Source organism: Pseudomonas sp. R4-84 (assembly GCF_054130985.1).
This window is the reverse complement of record NZ_CP096390.1, coordinates 1,145,605-1,163,747: the sequence shown is the minus strand read 5'-3', so window position 1 is coordinate 1,163,747 and position 18,143 is coordinate 1,145,605. Positions and strand designations below refer to the sequence as shown.

Genomic DNA, 18,143 nt, shown 5'->3' with positions numbered 1-18,143 from the left:
CCGACCAGCACCAGGGGCCCATGAGAGTCGTTTTGCTATAAGATAACCGCCATTTTGCGCGAGCCAGCCTGCTCCCGCACTAGCCTTGCGTCCACATTATTCCCGGAGCTTCCATGACGGCCCACGCCGACCTTTCGCCGACCCTGCAACTCGCCATCGACCTGATCCGCCGTCCGTCCGTGACGCCGTTGGATGCCGATTGCCAGAAAATCATGATGCAGCGCCTGGGCGACGCCGGTTTTAAGCTGGAGCCGATGCGCATCGAGGATGTGGATAACTTCTGGGCCAGCCATGGCAAGCAGGACGGCCCGGTGCTGTGCTTCGCCGGCCACACCGATGTGGTGCCGACCGGTCCGGTGCAGGCGTGGCAGCTCGACCCGTTCAATGCGGTCATCGACGAACACGGCATGCTCTGCGGCCGCGGCGCGGCGGACATGAAAGGCAGCCTGGCGGCGATGGTTGTGGCGGCCGAGCGGTTTGTCGCCGACTACCCGGACCACAAGGGCTCGCTGACTTTCCTGATCACCAGCGATGAAGAAGGCCCGGCCCACCACGGCACCAAAGCCGTGGTCGAACGCCTCAAGGCCCGCCAGGAGCGCCTGGACTGGTGCATCGTCGGCGAGCCGTCGAGCACCACGCTGGTGGGCGATGTGGTCAAGAACGGCCGTCGCGGTTCCCTCGGCGCGAAACTCACCGTACGCGGCAAACAGGGTCACGTGGCTTATCCACACCTGGCGAAGAACCCGATCCACCTGGCCGCGCCGGCCCTGGCCGAACTGGCCGCCGAGCACTGGGACCATGGCAACGATTTCTTCCCACCGACCAGCTTCCAGATCTCCAACCTGAACTCTGGCACCGGCGCGACCAACGTGATCCCCGGCGATCTGGAAGCGGTGTTCAACTTCCGCTTCTCCACTGAATCCACCGTCGAGGGCCTGCAACAGCGCGTCGCCGATATCCTCGACAAGCATCAGCTGGACTGGCACATCGACTGGGCTTTGTCCGGCCTGCCATTCCTCACCGAGCCGGGTGCCCTGCTGGACGCCGTGTCGTCGAGCATCAAGGACGTGACGGGCCGCGAGACGAAAGCCTCCACCAGCGGCGGTACGTCCGACGGTCGATTCATCGCCACCATGGGCACGCAAGTCGTGGAGCTGGGGCCGGTCAACGCGACCATCCACCAGGTCAACGAACGCGTGCTGGCGGCTGATCTCGACGTGCTCACCGAGATCTACTACAAGACGCTGATCAAGTTGCTCGCCTGATGCTCGCCTGCCCGATCTGCAGTGAACCGCTGAACGCCGTGGACAACGGCGTCGTGTGCCCCGCCGGCCACCGGTTCGACCGTGCGCGGCAGGGTTACCTGAACCTGTTGCCGGTGCAGCACAAGAACAGCCGCGACCCCGGCGACAACCAGGCGATGGTCGAAGCTCGCCGCGACTTTCTCAACGCCGGGCACTACGCCCCGGTCGCCCGGCGCCTGGCCGAATTGGCCGCCGAACGGGCACCTGGGCGTTGGCTCGACATCGGTTGTGGTGAGGGCTACTACACCGCGCAAATCGCCGATGCCCTGCCCAACGCCGATGGCTATGCCCTCGACATCTCCCGCGAAGCGGTCAAGCGCGCCTGCAAGCGCAACCCGCGGCTTACCTGGTTGATCGCCAGCATGGCCCGGGTGCCGCTGGCGGATGGCTGCTGCCAGTTCCTCGCGAGTGTGTTCAGCCCGCTGGATTGGCAAGAGGCCAAGCGCTTGCTCAGCCCCGGCGGCGGCCTGATGAAAGTCGGCCCTACCGCCGGCCACCTGATGGAATTGCGCGAGCGCCTGTACGACGAAGTCCGCGAGTACACGGACGACAAGCACCTGGCCTTGGTGCCGCCCGGCATGGCGCTGGATCACAGCGAAACCCTGGAATTCAAGCTGACGCTCGACAGCGGCCAGGACCGCGCCAATCTGCTGGCGATGACGCCCCACGGCTGGCGCGCCAGCGCCGAGCGCCGCGCCAACGTGATCGAACAGGCCGAGCCGTTCGAAGTCACGGTGTCGATGCGCTACGATTATTTCATTGTTCAATAATTAACCTTTGGCCCCTGGCAATCGCTTGGGGCCAGCTAAATCCGCGAATGGATTTTTCAAGACCGCAGTGAGGACATCCATGCGCCAACCCGATATCGAGATTTACCTGAAGGACGCCGACGTTGACCACAAGGCCATCGCCCACTGGCTAGGCGAGGCCCTGGGCCCATGCAGCGACTGGGTACAGAAAGGCCAGACCTACAAGTGCAAGGCTGGCCACATTCCGGTGACCTGGCTGCCCAAGGCCGTAGGAAAATGGAACAGCCTCTATCTGGAAAGTGACCAGACCCCGTGGGAAGACGACATTGCCTGCGCCCGCGCCGCCTTCGCCGCGCTGAACGTCGAAGTGCGCTGCGCGCCCGGCTCCTGGGTGGAAGAAGAAGGGGAAGAATCGGCGGACCGCTGGATCCGCATCAGCGCCGATGGGGAAGAAGAGATTACCTGGAAAACGGCGTGATTTAGCGCCCAGCGCTGATCTAATGTGGGAGCGAGCCTGCTCGCGAAAGCGGTGTGACAGTTAATGAGTCATTGTCTGATACACAGCTTTCGCGAGCAGGCTCGCTCCCACAGGGTTTTGTGTTGCCGGTGAATGCGGCTTACAACCCCACCACATCCTCAGCCTGCAGGCCCTTCTGGCCTTCCACGACCGCGTACTCGACCTGCTGGCCTTCGGTCAGTGAGCGGTGGCCCTCGCCACGGATCGCGCGGTAATGCACGAACACATCCGCTCCGCCCTCGCGCTGGATAAAGCCGTAGCCCTTGGCGTCGTTGAACCACTTCACACTGCCGGTTTCGCGTGTTGCCATGATGCTCACTCCTGTTTTCTTATTGTTAAGTCGGCTTTTCCCGCCCGATTGAAAAGGCAAAGCCGTACGAACCTAAGCCACCGTCCGAACGTCCATGGGGAAGCCCCGGGCAGTAACCGGCCGAGTATATGACACCCGGAAAAACTCTCAACTGACTTTACTTCGGTGCTTTTTTGCCGATTTTCGACGAATCCGGCACACTGGCGCCCGCTCCATCCCATTCACTCATGCAGAAGCCGTATGACCCGCTCCCCGTTCCGCCGTCTTGTGTTTGGCACCTTGCGCCGACTTTTATATCTCTGGGTTCGCTCCGAGACGATCAATCAGTCGTCCTTTACCCTCAACCTCGACCGCAGTCGCCCCGTGTTCTACGTCCTGCAAGACCCTTCGCTGACCGACCTGGCGGTGCTCGACACCGAATGCACCAAGGCCGGCCTGCCGCGCCCGGTACTGCCGGTCTCGGTGGGCAACCTGCTGGAGCCGGCGGCATTCTTCTACCTGACGCCGGCACCGGACTGGCTGGGGCGCCAGGATAAACGCGGTGCGCCGCCCACCCTGACGCGGCTGGTCGACGTGCTGACCCACAACGCCGCCGAGGACGCGCAGATCATTCCGGTCAGCGTGTTCTGGGGCCAATCGCCCGACAGCGAATCCAGCCCGTGGAAACTGTTGTTCGCCGACAGTTGGGCCGTCACCGGACGCCTGCGCCGATTGCTGAGCATCATGATCCTGGGGCGCAAGACCCGCGTGCAGTTCTCCGCCCCGATCCATCTGCGCGAACTGATCGAGCACGATAAAGGCCACGAACGCACCGTGCGCATGGCCCAGCGGATCCTGCGGGTACACTTTCGCAACCTGAAAGCGGCGGTCATCGGTCCCGACATCTCCCACCGACGCCATCTGGTCAAGGGTCTGTTGAACCAGCCGCTGGTCAAGCAGGCCATCGCCGAAGAAGCCGAGCGGGAGAAGATCTCCCCGGAGAAAGCCAAAGCCCAGGCCCTGCGCTACGGCAACGAGATCGCCTCGGACTACACCTACACGGCCATCCGCTTCCTGGAAGTGGTGCTGAGCTGGTTCTGGAACAAGATCTACGACGGCATCAAGGTCAACCACATCGAAGGCGTGCAAAACGTTGCCCAAGGCCATGAAGTCATTTATGTCCCCTGCCACCGCAGTCATATCGACTACCTGCTGCTGTCGTACCTGCTGTTTCGCAATGGCCTGACGCCACCGCACATCGCCGCCGGCATCAACCTGAACATGCCGGTGATCGGCAGCCTGCTGCGCCGCGGCGGGGCGTTTTTCATGCGCCGCACGTTCAAGGGCAACCCGCTCTATACCGCCGTGTTCAACGAATACCTGCATACGCTGTTCACCAAGGGGTTCCCGGTGGAGTACTTCGTCGAAGGCGGCCGTTCGCGCACCGGGCGCATGCTGCAACCCAAGACCGGCATGCTCGCCATTACCCTACGCAGCTTCTTGCGCTCGTCACGCATGCCCATCGTCTTCGTGCCGGTGTACATCGGTTATGAGCGGGTCCTGGAAGGCCGTACCTACCTGGGCGAACTGCGCGGCGCGAGCAAGAAGAAGGAGTCGATCTTCGACATCTTCAAGGTCATCGGCGCCCTCAAGCAACGCTTCGGCCAAGTGGCGGTGAACTTCGGCGAGCCGATCAAGCTGGCGGAATTCCTCGACGGCGAGCAACCTGGCTGGCGCCAGCAAGCGCTGGGCCCGCAATTCAAGCCGGCCTGGCTCAACGCGACCACCAACCGCCTCGGCGAACGCGTGGCGCGGCACCTGAACGAGGCCGCCGCTATCAACCCGGTCAACCTTGTCGCCCTGGCATTGCTGTCCACCAGCCGACTGGCTCTCGACGACCAGGCCATGGCCCGCGTGCTGGACTTGTACCTCGCGCTGCTGCGCAAAGTGCCCTATTCGCCCCACACCACCTTGCCTGAGGGCGACGGCCGGGCGTTGATCGAGCATGTCAAAGGCATGGACCTGCTGTCGGAACAGAGCGATGCCTTGGGCAAGATTCTGTATCTGGATGAACAGAACGCCGTGTTGATGACCTACTACCGCAACAACGTGCTGCACATCTTCGCCCTTCCGGCGCTGCTGGCGAGCTTCTTCCAGAGCAGCTCGCGCATGAGCCGCGAACAGATCCTGCGTTATACACGGGCCCTGTATCCGTACCTGCAATCGGAGCTGTTCATTCGCTGGTCGCTGGAAGAACTGGACGATGTGGTCGACCAGTGGCTTGAAGCGTTCGTCGAGCAGGGCCTGCTGCGCTTCGAGAAAGACCTGTACTTGCGTCCCGTTCCAAGTTCTCGACACTTTGTGCTGCTGACCTTGCTATCGAAGAGCATCGCCCAGACCTTGCAGCGCTTCTACATGACCGTTTCGCTGCTGCTCAACAGCGGGCAGAACAGCATCAGCGCCGAAGAACTGGAAGACCTCTGCACAGTCATGGCCCAGCGGCTGTCGATCCTGCACGGACTGAACGCGCCGGAGTTCTTCGACAAGAGCCTGTTCCGCCACTTCATCCAGACGATGCTCGACCTCGACGTACTGCGCCGTGATGAAGCGGGCAAGCTAAGCTATCACGAGCTGCTCGGCGAATTGGCCGAAGGCGCGGCCAAGCGTGTGTTGCCGGCGGAGATTCGCTTGTCGATCCGCCAGGTGGCGTTGCATCGCAGTGAAGACGCCATGGTTCCGGACACGCCAGTCACTCAGGATTGATTTTGTCACAGGCCCCAGGGTTTCACTGGGGCCCCCAATATGGAAATGTCCCCATGAAAAAGCTTCTTCTCGTCGCTGCTGCCACGTTGCTCAGCGCCTGCTCCAGCACGCCGCTGGCCAGCAAGAACAGCCTCGACGGCGAGGTGTTCTACCTGCAACGCATCGCCTTGCCGCCCACTGCTACCTTGACCGTGAGCCTGCAAGACGTCTCCCTCGCCGACGCGCCAGCCGTGACGGTCGATGAGCAGCGGGGCCCCGTCAAAGGCCAAGTCCCATTACCATTCAAGCTCAGTTATGATCCGGCGCAGGTCAAGCCCGGCCACCGTTATGCCGTGAGCGCCCGCATCGAAGTCGACGGCCAGTTGATGTTCATCAGCACTGAACAACACACCGTGCGGCTCGATGGCAAAGATCCGCAGCCGTTGAAGATTCGCGTCGACGCTGCACGCTGATTCCTGTTCCACTCTTCAAGGAAGCTGCCATGCTCCGCTTTACCCTTCGTTTCACCGGCCTGTGCGCCGGCCTGTTGATCTGCGCCAATGCCATGGCCCTGTCCCTCGGCGACCTTTCCCAGAAAGACGCCACGGGTGGTCTCAAGGATGCCCTGACCCAAGGCGCCCAGGTGGCGGTCAAGCAGCTGGGCACCCCAGGCGGGTTCAGCAACAACCCGGACGTCAAGATTGAATTGCCAGGCAAGCTCGGCAAAGTCGCCAGCAAGATGAAAGCCTTCGGCATGGGCGACCAGGTGGATCAGCTGGAAACCAGCATGAACCAGGCGGCCGAAGCCGCGGTGGTGCAGGCCCAGCCGATCCTGGTCGACGCCGTGAAGAACATGAGCGTGAGCGACGCCAAGGGCATATTGAGCGGCGGCAAAGATTCGGCCACCCAGTACCTGAACAAGAGCAGCCGCGAGCAGATTCGCGCCAAGTTCCTGCCCATCGTCAAGCAAGCCACCGACAAGGTCGGCCTGGCCCAGCAATACAACGCCTTTGCCGGCCAAGCCGCGACACTGGGAGTGGTCGATGCCAAGAGCGCCAATGTCGAGAACTATGTGACTGAACAGGCGCTGGATGGTTTGTTCGAGATGATCGCAAAACAGGAAGCCACCATTCGCCAGAATCCGGCGGCTGCGGCGACCAGTTTGGCGAAGAAGGTTTTTGGCACCCTCTAAGCCAAGCGCAAAAACACTGTGGGAGCGAGCCTGCTCGCGATATCGGTATCAGCCATAACATCTCTGTTGGCTGTAGCACCGCAATCGCGAGCAGGCTCGCTCCCACATTTGATTTTCAGTGCTATCAGACTCGGTTCAAGTCTTCTTGACCCTGAACCACGCCGCATACAACGCCGGCAGGAACAGCAGCGTCAATGCCGTCGCCACGATCAATCCCCCCATGATCGCCACCGCCATCGGGCCGAAGAACAGGCTGCGTGACAGCGGGATCATTGCCAGCACCGCCGCCAGCGCGGTGAGCACGATCGGGCGGAACCGTCGCACCGTCGCTTCGATGATCGCCTGCCACGGGGCAAGCCCGGCCTTGATGTCCTGTTCGATCTGATCCACCAGGATCACCGAGTTGCGCATGATCATGCCGGACAAGGCGATGGTGCCAAGCATTGCAACGAAACCGAACGGCTGGCGGAACACCAACAGGAACAGCGTCACCCCGATCAACCCCAGCGGCGCGGTGAGGAAGACCATGGCCGTGCGAGAGAAGCTGCGCAGTTGCAGCATCAACAAGGTCAGCACCACCACGATGAACAACGGCACACCGGCGTTCACCGATTTCTGGCCTCGGGCCGAGTCCTCTACCGTGCCACCCACCTCAAGCAGATAACCATCCGGAAGTTCCGCCTGGATCGGATCCAGGGTCGGGAAAATCTGCTGCACCAGGGTCGCCGGCTGTTCTTTGCCGTAGATATCGGCCCGAACGGTCACGCTCGGCAGGCGGTTGCGGTGCCAGATCACGCCCTCTTCAAAGCCATACTCCAGCGTGGCGATCTGCGACAGGGCAACGGTCGTGCCGTTGTCGGTCGGCACCGCCAGGCTTGGCAACAGCGACAGCTCCGTGCGCTCATGCACCGTGCCGCGCAGCAGAATCTCGATCAACTCGTTGTCTTCACGGTACTGGCTGACGCTGGATCCGGTGAGGGAGCTTCGCAAGAAGCTCGACAGATTCGCGGTGGTCACCCCCAAGGCTCGCGCACGGTCCTGGTCGATGTTCAGATAGACCACTTTGCTGGGCTCTTCCCAGTCCAGATGCACATTGGCAACGTAGGGGTTTTCCCGGACTTTTGTCGCCACTTTCCTCGCCAGGGTCCGCACCTCCTCGATGTGCTCGCCTGTCACGCGAAACTGCACCGGGTAGCCCACCGGCGGACCGTTCTCCAGGCGCGTCACCCGCGAGCGCAAGGTTGGGAACTGCTCGTTCAGGGTGGTGATCAGCCAACTGCGCAACGGCTCGCGGTCTTCGATGGTCTTGGCCAACACCACGAATTGGGCGAAGCTCGGCGCCGGCAGTTGTTGATCCAGGGGCAGATAGAAACGCGGTGAACCGGTGCCGACATAAGCGACGTAGTTGTCGATACCAGCGTGGTCCTTGAGCAACGCTTCCAGGCGCTTGACCTGCTCGGCGGTGTTGACCAACGAAGCGCCTTCGGCCAATTTCAAATCGACCATCAGCTCCAGGCGCCCCGACGCCGGGAAAAACTGCTGCGGCACAAAACGGAACAGCACCACCGAGCCCAGGAACAGCAGCACCGTCAACGCGATGACGGTCTTGCGCCGGCGCACGCACCACTCCACCAATCGCCGTACACGCTGGTAGAACGGCGTGCCGTAGGGATCGGGCTGGCCGTCCACCGTGCCATGCTTGGCCGCATGAATCTTCGCCAGGTCCGGCAGGAGTTTTTCCCCCAGATACGGCACGAATACCACGGCAGCCACCCAGGAAGCCAACAGTGCGAGGGTCACCACCTGGAAAATCGAACGGGTGTACTCGCCGGTGCCCGATTGGGCGGTGGCGATCGGCAGGAAGCCCGCCGCGGTGATCAAGGTCCCGGTGAGCATCGGAAACGCCGTACTGGTCCAGGCGTAGCTGGCCGCCCTGACCCGGTCGAAGCCTTGCTCCATCTTGATCGCCATCATCTCCACGGCGATGATCGCGTCGTCCACCAGCAGCCCCAGGGCCAAGACCAGCGCGCCGAGGGAGATTTTGTGCAAGCCGATCCCCAGGTAGTACATCGCGGCGAAGGTCATCGCCAACACCAGCGGAATCGCCAGCGCCACCACCATCCCGGTACGCAGCCCCAGGGAGAAAAAGCTCACCAGCAACACGATGGTCAGCGCTTCCACCAGCACCTGGACGAACTCGCCGACACCGGTCTTCACCGCCGCGGGCTGGTCGGAAACCTTGCGCAATTGCATACCCGCCGGCAGCGTGTTCTGGATGCGGGCAAACTCGACTTCCAGGGCCTTGCCCAACACAAGGATGTCACCGCCCTCCTTCATCGCCACGGCCAGGCCGATGGCATCTTCGCCCATGAACCGCATGCGCGGCGCGGGTGGATCGTTGAAGCCGCGACGCACGTCTGCTACATCGCCGATGCGGAAGGTGCGGTCGGCCACGCGGATCGGGAAGTCACGGATCTCTTCCACGGTCTGGAAATTCCCGGAAACCCGTAGCTGCAATCGCTCGCTGGCGGTCTCGAAGAATCCGGCCGTAGACACCGCGTTCTGCGCTTCCAGGGCTTGCTGGACCGCCGCCAGCGGCAGGCCGAGGGTCGCCAGTTTCACGTTCGACAGTTCGACCCAGATTTTCTCGTCCTGCAGGCCGAGCAATTCGACCTTGCCCACATCCTTGACCCGCTGCAGCTGGATCTGGATGCGGTCGGCATAATCCTTGAGCACGCCATAATCGAAGCCGTCACCGGTGAGTGCGTAGATATTGCCAAACGTGGTGCCGAACTCATCGTTGAAGAACGGCCCCTGGATACCCGGCGGCAAGGTATGCCGGATATCGCTGATTTTCTTGCGGATCTGATACCACAGCTCGGGAATCTGCTTGGAATGCAAGGAGTCGCGAGCCATGAACGTCACCTGGGATTCGCCCGGGCGGGAGAACGAGACGATCTTTTCGTAATCGCCGGTTTCCATCAGCTTCTTTTCGATGCGCTCGGTGACTTGGCGCGACACTTCCTCAGCCGTGGCGCCTGGCCAGATCGTGCGAATGACCATGGCCTTGAAGGTGAACGGCGGGTCTTCGCTCTGGCCAAGCTTGGTGTAGGAAAGCGCCCCGACGATTGCGAGCAACAGCATCAGGAACAGTACGATCTGGCGGTTCCGCAACGCCCATTCGGAAAGATTGAAGCCCATCGGGGGTTACTCCTTGGCCGCCAGGTTGACTACGCGGTTGGAGCGATCCACCGGCCGCACCTGCTGGCCGTCCAGGAGCACATGCACGCCAGCGGCCACCACCCAGTCATTGGCACCCAGACCTTCAAGCACCGGCACGTAGTTTTCGCCAAAGGCACCGACACGCACCGGGACTTTCTTGAGGGTGTTGTCGGGGTTGACCACCCAAACATAAGTCGCGCCGTTCTCGGCGGTGAGGGCCGACAGCGGCACTGACAGGGGGACCTTTTCGGCATTCTGGATAAACACCCGGGCGCTCTGGCCCAGTTCCGCCGGGACGCTGCCGGCGGTGAAGGCGACACGAGCGGCGAAGGTGCGGGATCTGGGATCGGCGGCCGGCGAGAGTTCGCGGATACGTCCGCTAAAGCGCTGGTCAGGTTGGCTCCACAGCTCGACCGAAACCGGCTGGCCAATCTTGAACCGACCGAAACTCTGCTCCGGCAGGCTGATCAGCACCTCGCGTTCACCGTCGGTGGCCAGGGTGAAGACGGTTTGACCGGCCGACACGACCTGACCCACTTCCACCGAACGCCGGGCCACCACGCCATCCTGGGGCGCACGCAAAATCGAATAGCTGGCCTGGTTGCTGGCAACGTCGAATTCAGCCTTGATCTGCTTGACTCGCGCGGCCCCGGAGCGAAAGAGATTTTCGGCGTTGTCGTATTGGGAGCGGCTGACCATCTGCCGCTCCATCAAGGTCTTGTAGCGGTCACGCTCGGCACGCACCAGGCTCAGGTTGGCCTCGGCGGCAGCGACCTGGGCCCGGCTCGCCTCGAGTTGCAGACGCACGTCTTCGGGATCGAGTTCAGCCAAGGGTTGATTGGCCTTGACCCGCTGCCCCTCCTCCACCAGCCGTCGGCTGACTTTGCCACCGATGCGAAAGGCCAGGTCCGGCTCGAATCGCGCCCGCACTTCGCCAGGATAACTGTCCATCGCCTGGGCCGAGGGCTCGGGCTTGACCACCATGGCCGGGCGGACGGTGACGGCCACCGGCTCCTCGTGGCCACACGCAGACAATAAAAAAGCCAGGCTGACTGGCACGGCGAGGGGCAGGACATAGCGGAACATGGTGGATGACCTTTCGCTAATGATGCTTGGAATAATTATACTGGCGGGTATGTTATTAATAGCAAACTCACCAGTCCAGTATTAAAGCGAAGAATGTCGAACAATCCTCCCCCTCCCAGCGGCCCTGGTCGTCCGAAGGATCTGGCCAAACGCCAGGCCATTCTCGATGCGGCCAAAAATCTCTTCCTGAGCCTGGGTTACGCCAGTACCAGCATGGATGCGGTGGCGACCGAGGCCGGCGTATCGAAGCTGACGGTCTACAGCCACTTCAACGATAAGGAAACGCTGTTTTCCGCCGCGGTGATCGCCAAGTGCGAGGAGCAAGTGCCGCCGCTGTTCTTCGAATGGGTCGAAGGCGTCCCGATCGAACACGTGTTGTTGAACATCGCCCGAGGCTTCAATCAACTGATCAACAGCGACGAGTCGGTGAATCTGCATCGGCTGATGGTCGCCCTGGGTAGTCAGGATCCGAAGCTCTCGACGATTTTCTACGAGGCCGGCCCGCAACGCATGCTCTGCGGCATGGAGCGGTTATTGAGCAAGGTCAACCAGAGCGGCGCCTTGAGCATCGACAAACCGCGAAATGCCGCCGAGCATTTTTTCTGCCTGATCAAGGGGGCGGCCAACTTCAGGTTGCTGTACGGCTGCGACGGACCGCAAGACGCCGAGGCGGCCGAGGCTCATGTGCAGGAAGTGGTGGGGTTGTTCATGCGGGCCTATCGGCCTTAGTTCCCAAGCGCCATCACCTGGGGGCTTCATTCGCGAGCAGGCTCGCTCCCACAAGGGATCGTGGTGTTCCGTGTGGGAGCGAGCCTGCTCGCGAACGGGGGCGCCTCGGTTTCAAGCCTTGAGCGCCTTCTTGGGATAGATATCGTACCGACTGGACTTGCCCTCGAGCCCATGGCTCGGCTTCGGCCCTTCGATGCAAGGCGCCTTGCGCGGGCGCTTGACCACCACCCGGTGGGTCGCCAGCGCCAGCGCCGCGGCCAGCAGCGCCGGTGCGTCATTGTCATCGCCCACCAAAGGTCGGAACAGGCGCATTTCCTTTTTCACCAGGGCGGTTTTCTCTCGATGGGGAAACATCGGGTCCAGGTAGATCACCTGGGGCGGCTCGCCTTCCCAATGGCGCATCACCTCGATGGAGTTGCCCTTGAGCAAACGCATGCGCGCCACGATCGGCGCCACGTCGAAATCTTCCGCGCCACGGGCCAGGCCATCTTCCAGCAGTGCACCGATCAGCGGCTGGCGCTCGATCAGGCTCATTTCGCAGCCCAGGCTCGCCAGCACAAACGCGTCCTTGCCCAACCCGGCCGTGGCGTCGAGTACCCGCGGACGCACACCTTGGGCGACACCGACCGCCTTGGCGATCATCTGACCGCTGCCACCGCCGTACAAGCGCCGATGGGCCGCGCCACCCTCGACGAAATCCACCCGCACCGGTCCCGGCGCGTCCGGACCCAATTGCTGCAATTGCAATCCCTGCTCGCCGACCTGCAAGGCAAACTCGCCATCGTCCACTTGCAAAGGCAGGCCAAGCCGCTCTGCCCATTGTTCGGCCTGGGGCTGGAACGCCGGAATCAAGGCCTCGACATGGATGCGGCAGGCCGCGGGTTGCTCAATCATGAAAACACGCTCGAAAAAATTAAGGATCGGCAAAACCAGCCGATAACAACGGTGAACGGCATTTTGCCAGAGCTGAGCGTCGACCGAGAAAAATGTCAGACATTCAATCCACATCGATAGGCGTTATCTCCCCTTACGGCGATTACAGCCTGCGTAACACCCAAGCGCTGAGCGGCGTCAGTCACCTGTGGCAGGATTTTTTTGCCCGGGCCCTGGCCGATCAACTGGGTGAAAACGCACCGGCGCCTGGCAGCTACCAGCCCGTCGCCCTCGATGAAGCGGTTGAACCGACCCTTGGCGCCGAGCTGCTGGAGCACATCGTCAGCCAGCGCACCTGCGACGTGAAGGAAACCCAGGTCAAGCCGCCAGAGCCGTTGTTCCTGCCGATTGCCGAGTTCGAACTGGATTTGCTGGACAAACCGTTCCCACCGTTCCCGCCCGAAGAAATCGTTGCCCAGCAAAAGCAGCAAACCTTCGAGAGCAACTGGGTTCGCCCGATCGTCCTCACAGCCGGCCAGCCACAGTCGGAACCGGGCCCGGCGCCGCACCCGCGTCCATTGCACCTGCCGATCGCCGAGTTCGAACTCGACTTGCTGGATAAACCGTTCCCTCCGTTCCCGGAAGAGGAATTGGTGGCGCAGCAGAAGCAACTCGATTTCGATACCCGTTGGGCACGTCCGATCGTTCTGCAGAACCTTCGTATCGCCGCCTGATTCTTACCGACAGATCCACCACGGCCCTACATCCAGATGGAAGTGGTTGCGGTGCGCCGCGTTGTAGTCCGGACTCAACACCACACTGAACATCTCACAGGCGCCATCTCGCACCTGCCGCAGGAACTGCGCATCGGTGTTGTCTTTCGGCCAGTCCCTGAGCACGCTGATCGCCTTCCCATTGGCCAGGCGAAACCCGGCAATATCGAGCGCGCTGGCGGTGGCGTGCTGGCTGCGCGCCCCGCTCTCACGGCCGTACATGTTGCGACAGGCAAAGCTGCCCAGATGATCGACACGCGTGACTTTCTGCCCATAGGCCGCCGTTGCCGCCGGCTGCAGCGCATGGCGCTCGAACAACGCAAAAGCCACGGCCAGCGGGCAACTGGCCAGGAAGCTGCTGCTCAGCGCCACCTCGCCGCCCTGCACTCGCAACACATTGGTCAACGGACAGGTGGTGTTGGCGCCGCTGTCCGCCTGGCGAGAGGTCCGAAGCCCTGACGTAGCGAGCGCCTGGTCGCACAGTTGTGGGTCGTTGCGCAGGGCCATCAGCTTGTAGCGGGTCAGCATGTTCGGCGGGGCGCTGACGTCCAGCGGCGCCCAGGGATTCCATTGCGGCGGCACCGACAACCAGCCGCGCCATACGCCAAGCACTGCGGCGCCGACGATCAGCAGCACCACCATCAAACCTTTGAAAAACCGCACGACAACGCCCCGGGCATCAGCCCTTGAATAATTGATTGGCCTGCTTGAATGGCATCGAGCGACGGGTGAAGGTGAACGTGCCTTGCTGCTGGATTTCCTGCGCGGCGCGGAAGAACTCGCCATAGGCCGCCAGCGCCAACGCCGAGCCGACACTGATGCGCTTGACGCCCAGTTCGCTCAACTGCGCCACGGTAAGGTCCAGGGCGCCGGACATCAGCACATTGACCGGTTTGGGCGCCACCGCTTGTACCACCGCGAGGACCTGTTCGGCGCTGCTCAATCCTGGCGCGTACAACACGTCGGCGCCTGCGTCGGCGAACGCCTTGAGGCGTCGGATCGTGTCGTCCAGGTCGGGTTTGTTGTGCAGGAAATTTTCCGCGCGGGCGGTGAGCATGAACGGGAACGGCAGGCTGCGCACCGCCTCGGCCGCGGCCTTGACCCGCGCCACTGCTTGATCGAAACGATAGATCGGGCTGTCTTCGCGCCCGGTGGCGTCCTCGATGGAGCCCCCCACCGCCCCGGCCTCTGCCGCACGCAGCAGGCTGGCCGCGCATGGGTCGGGCGCATCGGCAAAGCCGTTTTCCAGGTCGACCGCAACTGGCAGATCCGTGGCCGCCACAATCGCTCGCACGTTGGCCAGGGTGTCATCCAGGCCCAGAGCACCATCGGGCCGCGCCAGGGAAAAAGCGTGGCCGGCACTGGTGGTCGCCAAGGCTTCGAAGCCAAGGCTGGCGAGCATCTTCGCCGATCCGGCATCCCACGGATTGGGAATTACAAAGGCCCCTTCGCGTTCATGCAGGGCCTTGAACGCCTGGGCTCGCCGGGTTTGTGCATCCATCAGAGTCGCTCCTGAGCAATGGGAGGGTTTGCCTTAGAGCAAACCCAGTTGCTCGGCGGCGGGTTCTCTATATAGCTCAGGCAGGGCCGGCAAGCCAGGCAAACGGTTCATCAAGCGGCTGTGAAAACGCATCGCGAGCTTTGCCGCCAGAAGGTTGTCGGCGGTGTGCAGGAACATGTACGGGGTGCGCCCTTCTTCGATCCACTCGGCGATTTTCTCCACCCAGGGCGTCAGGAACGGCTCGTTGGCTTCCACCACTGGATGGCCGACGAAGCGCACCTGCGGGCATTGAGTGAAAGCCGCTGGCCGCGTAGGCACCCGAGGCTTCTTGTATTGCGCATGGATCACTGAGGGATCGGTCGAGGCGCAGCTGAACAAGCCCCGTGGATCGAGACAGATGCGTTCCACGCCGCGATCGAGCAACAGGCGATTGAGCCGGCGCTCGGCATCGCCCTTGGCAAAAAACTCGTCGTGACGGACCTCGACCGCCAACGGGCTCGGGAACGCGTCGATAAACGCCGCCAGCTCCTGCATCCGATTGGGCGTGAAGGCCTTGGACAGCTGCAGCCAAAACGGCGAGACGCGCTCGCCCAGCGGGCTGAGCAGTTGAACGAAGGTTTCAGTGGCGGTCAGGTGTTCACGCAAGTCGCCGCCATGGCTGATGTCGCCCGGGATCTTGGCCGTGAAACGAAAATGCTCGGGCATGATTTCCGCCCAGCGCTGGACAGTGGCCGCAGACGGGCTCGCATAGAAGGTCGTGTTGCCTTCCACGGCATTGAAAACCTGGCTATAGAGGTTCAGGAAGTCGGAGCTTTTTGCGTCTTGGGGATAAAGATAATCGCGCCAGGCGTTTTCGCTCCAGGATGGGCAGCCCAGGTAATAAGGCAACCGCATCAGATGTAGAGGTCGAGCCCTAGCACTTCCATATCCCAGTCGACAAAACCGGCAGTGCTCAAATAACTGGCAAGGGCCGTGGCGACACTGCGGCTCATGGCGCGGTGATACAGCATGTCCTGCTGACGGGCGGGGAGATTGCTCAGGCGCTGCGCAGAGGCTTTGGCGGCACGTGCGGCCAGTTGCTCTTCGGACGGAAATTCCAGGTCGCCATCGATATCATCGAAGTTTTCGGGCTCAGCGGATTTACCCGCACGAGGCCGACGCTTGATCGGGTAGGACTGGGATGAAACGCCGTCTATACGCATGACAGAATGCTCGGTATCAATGATGGCAATTTAGCGGCACATTCGTAGCCGCGCAAACGCGCAAGTGATAACTAGAACACAGAAAGCTAAAAAGGTTTAAAAACGGGCCGGAAAAGTGACGACTGGCAAGGTTGGGTGTGACTTATGGATGGGGAAACGACTTTCAGCCAGAAAACTCTGGGATTAAAAGTGCCTGTGTGGCGGGGAATTTATCCCCGCTCGACTGCGCAGCCCTCGCCAGATCCGCATCTGGCGCAACAATGTCGGGGGCGCTACGCGCCCAGCGGGGATAAATCCCCTCGCCACAACTGTGCCCGCTTGGAGTGTGGTCAAGCCTGGGATTGTCGCTCGGATTTTGGCGTTGCTACCTTGTCCCGCAGGTAAACCGGCTGGGCATCATCGGCCACAATGGCCTCGCCGCGTTCCCAGGCGAAGCGTGCCAGCGCAAGCAAGTCTTCGGCATGGGGCAACATCGAGGCGTCCTGGCCAACAAGGCTGACACCGATCCGCTCGGCATAACCCCAGCCCGTACCGGCGCCGAACCAATCACCGCTCGCCTCAGCCGGCAGCGCCGCCGCCTCGGGTGGCATTACCGCTTCAGGCCCCGCCAGGCGCATCTCGCCGTTGGCTTCGCGATAGCAGCCCCAATACACCTCGTCCATGCGCGCATCGATCGCCGCGGCGACCTGGCGCGCACCGTGTTCGCGCAGGGCGCGCTGGGCCAGCACCGCCAGGTTCGACACCGGCAGCACCGGGCGCTCCAGGGCAAAGGCCAAGCCCTGCACCACGCCGATGGCGATGCGCACACCGGTGAAAGCCCCGGGCCCGCGACCGAAGGCGATTGCATCCACCGCTTGCAAGTTGGTGCCGGCATCGCTGAGCAACTGCTGGATCATCGGCAGCAATTTTTGCGCATGCAAACGCGGGATCACCTCGTAATGGCTCGTGACCTTGCCGTTGTGCAGCAAGGCAACGGAGCAAGCTTCAGTCGCGGTGTCCAGGGCCAGCAAGGTGCTCATTGATGTGTCCGTAAATCAGGTGGGGAAAAAGTGCGCCAGTATAAACAACTACGGCCCGCAAGCGGGCCGTAGTTGTTGCTGCCGATCAGACTTTTCAGCTCAAGGCCGCAAGCACTTTGGCAGTGATGGCCTCAACCGAACCGACGCCTTCGATATGGCTGTATTTCGGCTTGCCGTTGGCAGCCGACAGCTTCTGGTAGAAATCCACCAGCGGCTTGGTCTGGGAGTGGTAGACCGATAAGCGATGACGCACGGTTTCTTCGGTATCGTCCTTGCGCTGCACCAGTTCTTCACCCGTCACATCGTCCTTGCCTTCGGCTTTTGGAGGATTGTAAACGGTGTGATAGACACGGCCGGACGGCTCATGAACACGTCGACCGGCGATGCGCTGGACGATTTCTTCGTCCTCGACGGCGATTTCAACGACTGCATCCAGCTCTACGCCGGCGCTCACCAGGGCTTCAGCCTGTGGAATGGTGCGCGGGAAACCATCGAACAGGAAGCCATTGGCGCAGTCAGGTTGAGCGATACGATCCTTGACCAGGGCGATGATCAGGTCATCCGACACCAGGCCGCCGGCATCCATGATGCTCTTGGCCTTGATGCCCAGCTCGGTGCCGGCCTTGACCGCCGCACGCAGCATGTCGCCGGTGGAGATTTGCGGGATACCGAATTTTTCGGTGATGAACTTTGCCTGAGTACCTTTACCGGCCCCGGGAGCTCCCAGCAGAATGACGCGCATCGATGTGCTCCTCAATTTTTTTATGTAAACGCTCGGATTCGCCTCGTGGGGCCAATCTCGGAAAACAGGATCGTGGCCGCCCAAACGGCCAAAGGCTGATCAAGATACACAGCAGGCCCGACCCACACAAGCCGCCGAAAGTCGGAGGAACCCGCGTCGAACGCGACCTTCGTACGAGGTGGCGAGAGTCGCAACCTGACAAC

Annotated in this window: 18 protein-coding genes; 8 read left to right on the top strand and 10 right to left on the bottom strand. The window is 61.9% G+C overall.

The window, feature by feature from the left end:
* Nucleotides 1–113 precede the first annotated feature (113 nt).
* The 3 genes from dapE to M1D68_RS05400 all read left to right on the top strand — a co-directional run bounded on the left by dapE (nucleotide 114) and on the right by M1D68_RS05400 (nucleotide 2,531).
* Nucleotides 114–1,265, top strand: coding sequence for a succinyl-diaminopimelate desuccinylase (dapE, locus tag M1D68_RS05410; RefSeq protein WP_434562521.1), 1,152 nt, complete (start codon nucleotides 114–116; stop codon nucleotides 1,263–1,265).
* On the top strand, nucleotides 1,265–2,074 hold the full coding sequence (locus M1D68_RS05405) for a putative RNA methyltransferase (RefSeq protein ID WP_434562519.1): 810 nt from the start codon (nucleotides 1,265–1,267) through the stop codon (nucleotides 2,072–2,074). The genes dapE and M1D68_RS05405 overlap by 1 nt, the downstream gene beginning before the upstream one ends.
* A 79-nt stretch (nucleotides 2,075–2,153) precedes the next feature.
* Nucleotides 2,154–2,531: a hypothetical protein gene (locus tag M1D68_RS05400; RefSeq protein ID WP_420764225.1), complete on the top strand. Its 378-nt coding sequence runs from the start codon at nucleotides 2,154–2,156 to the stop codon at nucleotides 2,529–2,531.
* Nucleotides 2,532–2,670: 139 nt separating this feature from the next.
* Here the strand turns inward: M1D68_RS05400 and M1D68_RS05395 are convergent, their stop codons facing one another.
* Nucleotides 2,671–2,880, bottom strand: coding sequence for a cold-shock protein (locus M1D68_RS05395; protein ID WP_007927922.1), 210 nt, complete (start codon nucleotides 2,878–2,880; stop codon nucleotides 2,671–2,673).
* Nucleotides 2,881–3,120: 240 nt separating this feature from the next.
* On the opposite strand from M1D68_RS05395, the gene plsB reads away from it, so the two are divergent.
* The 3 genes from plsB to M1D68_RS05380 are packed head-to-tail and all read left to right on the top strand — an operon-like array spanning nucleotide 3,121 to nucleotide 6,793.
* Nucleotides 3,121–5,622, top strand: coding sequence for a glycerol-3-phosphate 1-O-acyltransferase PlsB (gene plsB, locus M1D68_RS05390; RefSeq protein WP_457969558.1), 2,502 nt, complete (start codon nucleotides 3,121–3,123; stop codon nucleotides 5,620–5,622).
* A gap of 53 nt (nucleotides 5,623–5,675) precedes the next feature.
* The gene (locus M1D68_RS05385) at nucleotides 5,676–6,074 is read left to right on the top strand and encodes a YbaY family lipoprotein (protein WP_457969556.1); all 399 of its coding nucleotides are present in this window, start codon (nucleotides 5,676–5,678) and stop codon (nucleotides 6,072–6,074) included.
* A gap of 29 nt (nucleotides 6,075–6,103) precedes the next feature.
* Complete coding sequence (locus M1D68_RS05380; protein ID WP_457969554.1) at nucleotides 6,104–6,793, top strand: DUF4197 domain-containing protein; 690 nt, start codon at nucleotides 6,104–6,106, stop codon at nucleotides 6,791–6,793.
* 135 nt (nucleotides 6,794–6,928) lie between these two features.
* Here M1D68_RS05380 and M1D68_RS05375 read toward each other — a convergent pair whose 3' ends face one another.
* A complete protein-coding gene (locus M1D68_RS05375; protein WP_457969553.1) occupies nucleotides 6,929–9,994 on the bottom strand; it encodes an efflux RND transporter permease subunit in 3,066 nt (1,021 codons plus the stop codon).
* Between the two features lie 6 nt (nucleotides 9,995–10,000).
* On the bottom strand, nucleotides 10,001–11,101 hold the full coding sequence (locus M1D68_RS05370; protein WP_457969551.1) for an efflux RND transporter periplasmic adaptor subunit: 1,101 nt from the start codon (nucleotides 11,099–11,101) through the stop codon (nucleotides 10,001–10,003).
* Between the two features lie 93 nt (nucleotides 11,102–11,194).
* Here M1D68_RS05370 and M1D68_RS05365 point away from each other — a divergent pair, with 93 nt between their 5' ends.
* Nucleotides 11,195–11,830, top strand: coding sequence for a TetR/AcrR family transcriptional regulator (locus M1D68_RS05365; protein WP_420764220.1), 636 nt, complete (start codon nucleotides 11,195–11,197; stop codon nucleotides 11,828–11,830).
* A gap of 111 nt (nucleotides 11,831–11,941) precedes the next feature.
* Here the strand turns inward: M1D68_RS05365 and M1D68_RS05360 are convergent, their stop codons facing one another.
* Complete coding sequence (locus tag M1D68_RS05360; RefSeq protein ID WP_420764219.1) at nucleotides 11,942–12,724, bottom strand: class I SAM-dependent methyltransferase; 783 nt, start codon at nucleotides 12,722–12,724, stop codon at nucleotides 11,942–11,944.
* Between the two features lie 92 nt (nucleotides 12,725–12,816).
* Here M1D68_RS05360 and M1D68_RS05355 point away from each other — a divergent pair, with 92 nt between their 5' ends.
* On the top strand, nucleotides 12,817–13,437 hold the full coding sequence (locus tag M1D68_RS05355; protein ID WP_420764218.1) for an energy transducer TonB: 621 nt from the start codon (nucleotides 12,817–12,819) through the stop codon (nucleotides 13,435–13,437).
* A gap of 3 nt (nucleotides 13,438–13,440) precedes the next feature.
* On the opposite strand, the gene M1D68_RS05350 is transcribed toward M1D68_RS05355, so the two are convergent.
* From M1D68_RS05350 to adk, 6 genes are all read right to left on the bottom strand, one after another.
* Nucleotides 13,441–14,139: an extensin-like domain-containing protein gene (locus M1D68_RS05350; RefSeq protein ID WP_434562511.1), complete on the bottom strand. Its 699-nt coding sequence runs from the start codon at nucleotides 14,137–14,139 to the stop codon at nucleotides 13,441–13,443.
* 16 nt (nucleotides 14,140–14,155) lie between these two features.
* Nucleotides 14,156–14,977, bottom strand: coding sequence for an isocitrate lyase/PEP mutase family protein (locus M1D68_RS05345; protein WP_457969548.1), 822 nt, complete (start codon nucleotides 14,975–14,977; stop codon nucleotides 14,156–14,158).
* Nucleotides 14,978–15,010: 33 nt separating this feature from the next.
* On the bottom strand, nucleotides 15,011–15,871 hold the full coding sequence (locus M1D68_RS05340; RefSeq protein ID WP_434650088.1) for a DUF72 domain-containing protein: 861 nt from the start codon (nucleotides 15,869–15,871) through the stop codon (nucleotides 15,011–15,013).
* Nucleotides 15,871–16,179: a hypothetical protein gene (locus M1D68_RS05335; RefSeq protein ID WP_420764214.1), complete on the bottom strand. Its 309-nt coding sequence runs from the start codon at nucleotides 16,177–16,179 to the stop codon at nucleotides 15,871–15,873. The genes M1D68_RS05340 and M1D68_RS05335 overlap by 1 nt, the downstream gene beginning before the upstream one ends.
* Before the next feature lie 329 nt (nucleotides 16,180–16,508).
* A complete protein-coding gene (gene tsaB / locus M1D68_RS05330; RefSeq protein ID WP_457969546.1) occupies nucleotides 16,509–17,198 on the bottom strand; it encodes a tRNA (adenosine(37)-N6)-threonylcarbamoyltransferase complex dimerization subunit type 1 TsaB in 690 nt (229 codons plus the stop codon).
* 94 nt (nucleotides 17,199–17,292) lie between these two features.
* A complete protein-coding gene (gene adk, locus M1D68_RS05325; RefSeq protein ID WP_420764212.1) occupies nucleotides 17,293–17,940 on the bottom strand; it encodes an adenylate kinase in 648 nt (215 codons plus the stop codon).
* Nucleotides 17,941–18,143 lie beyond the last annotated feature (203 nt).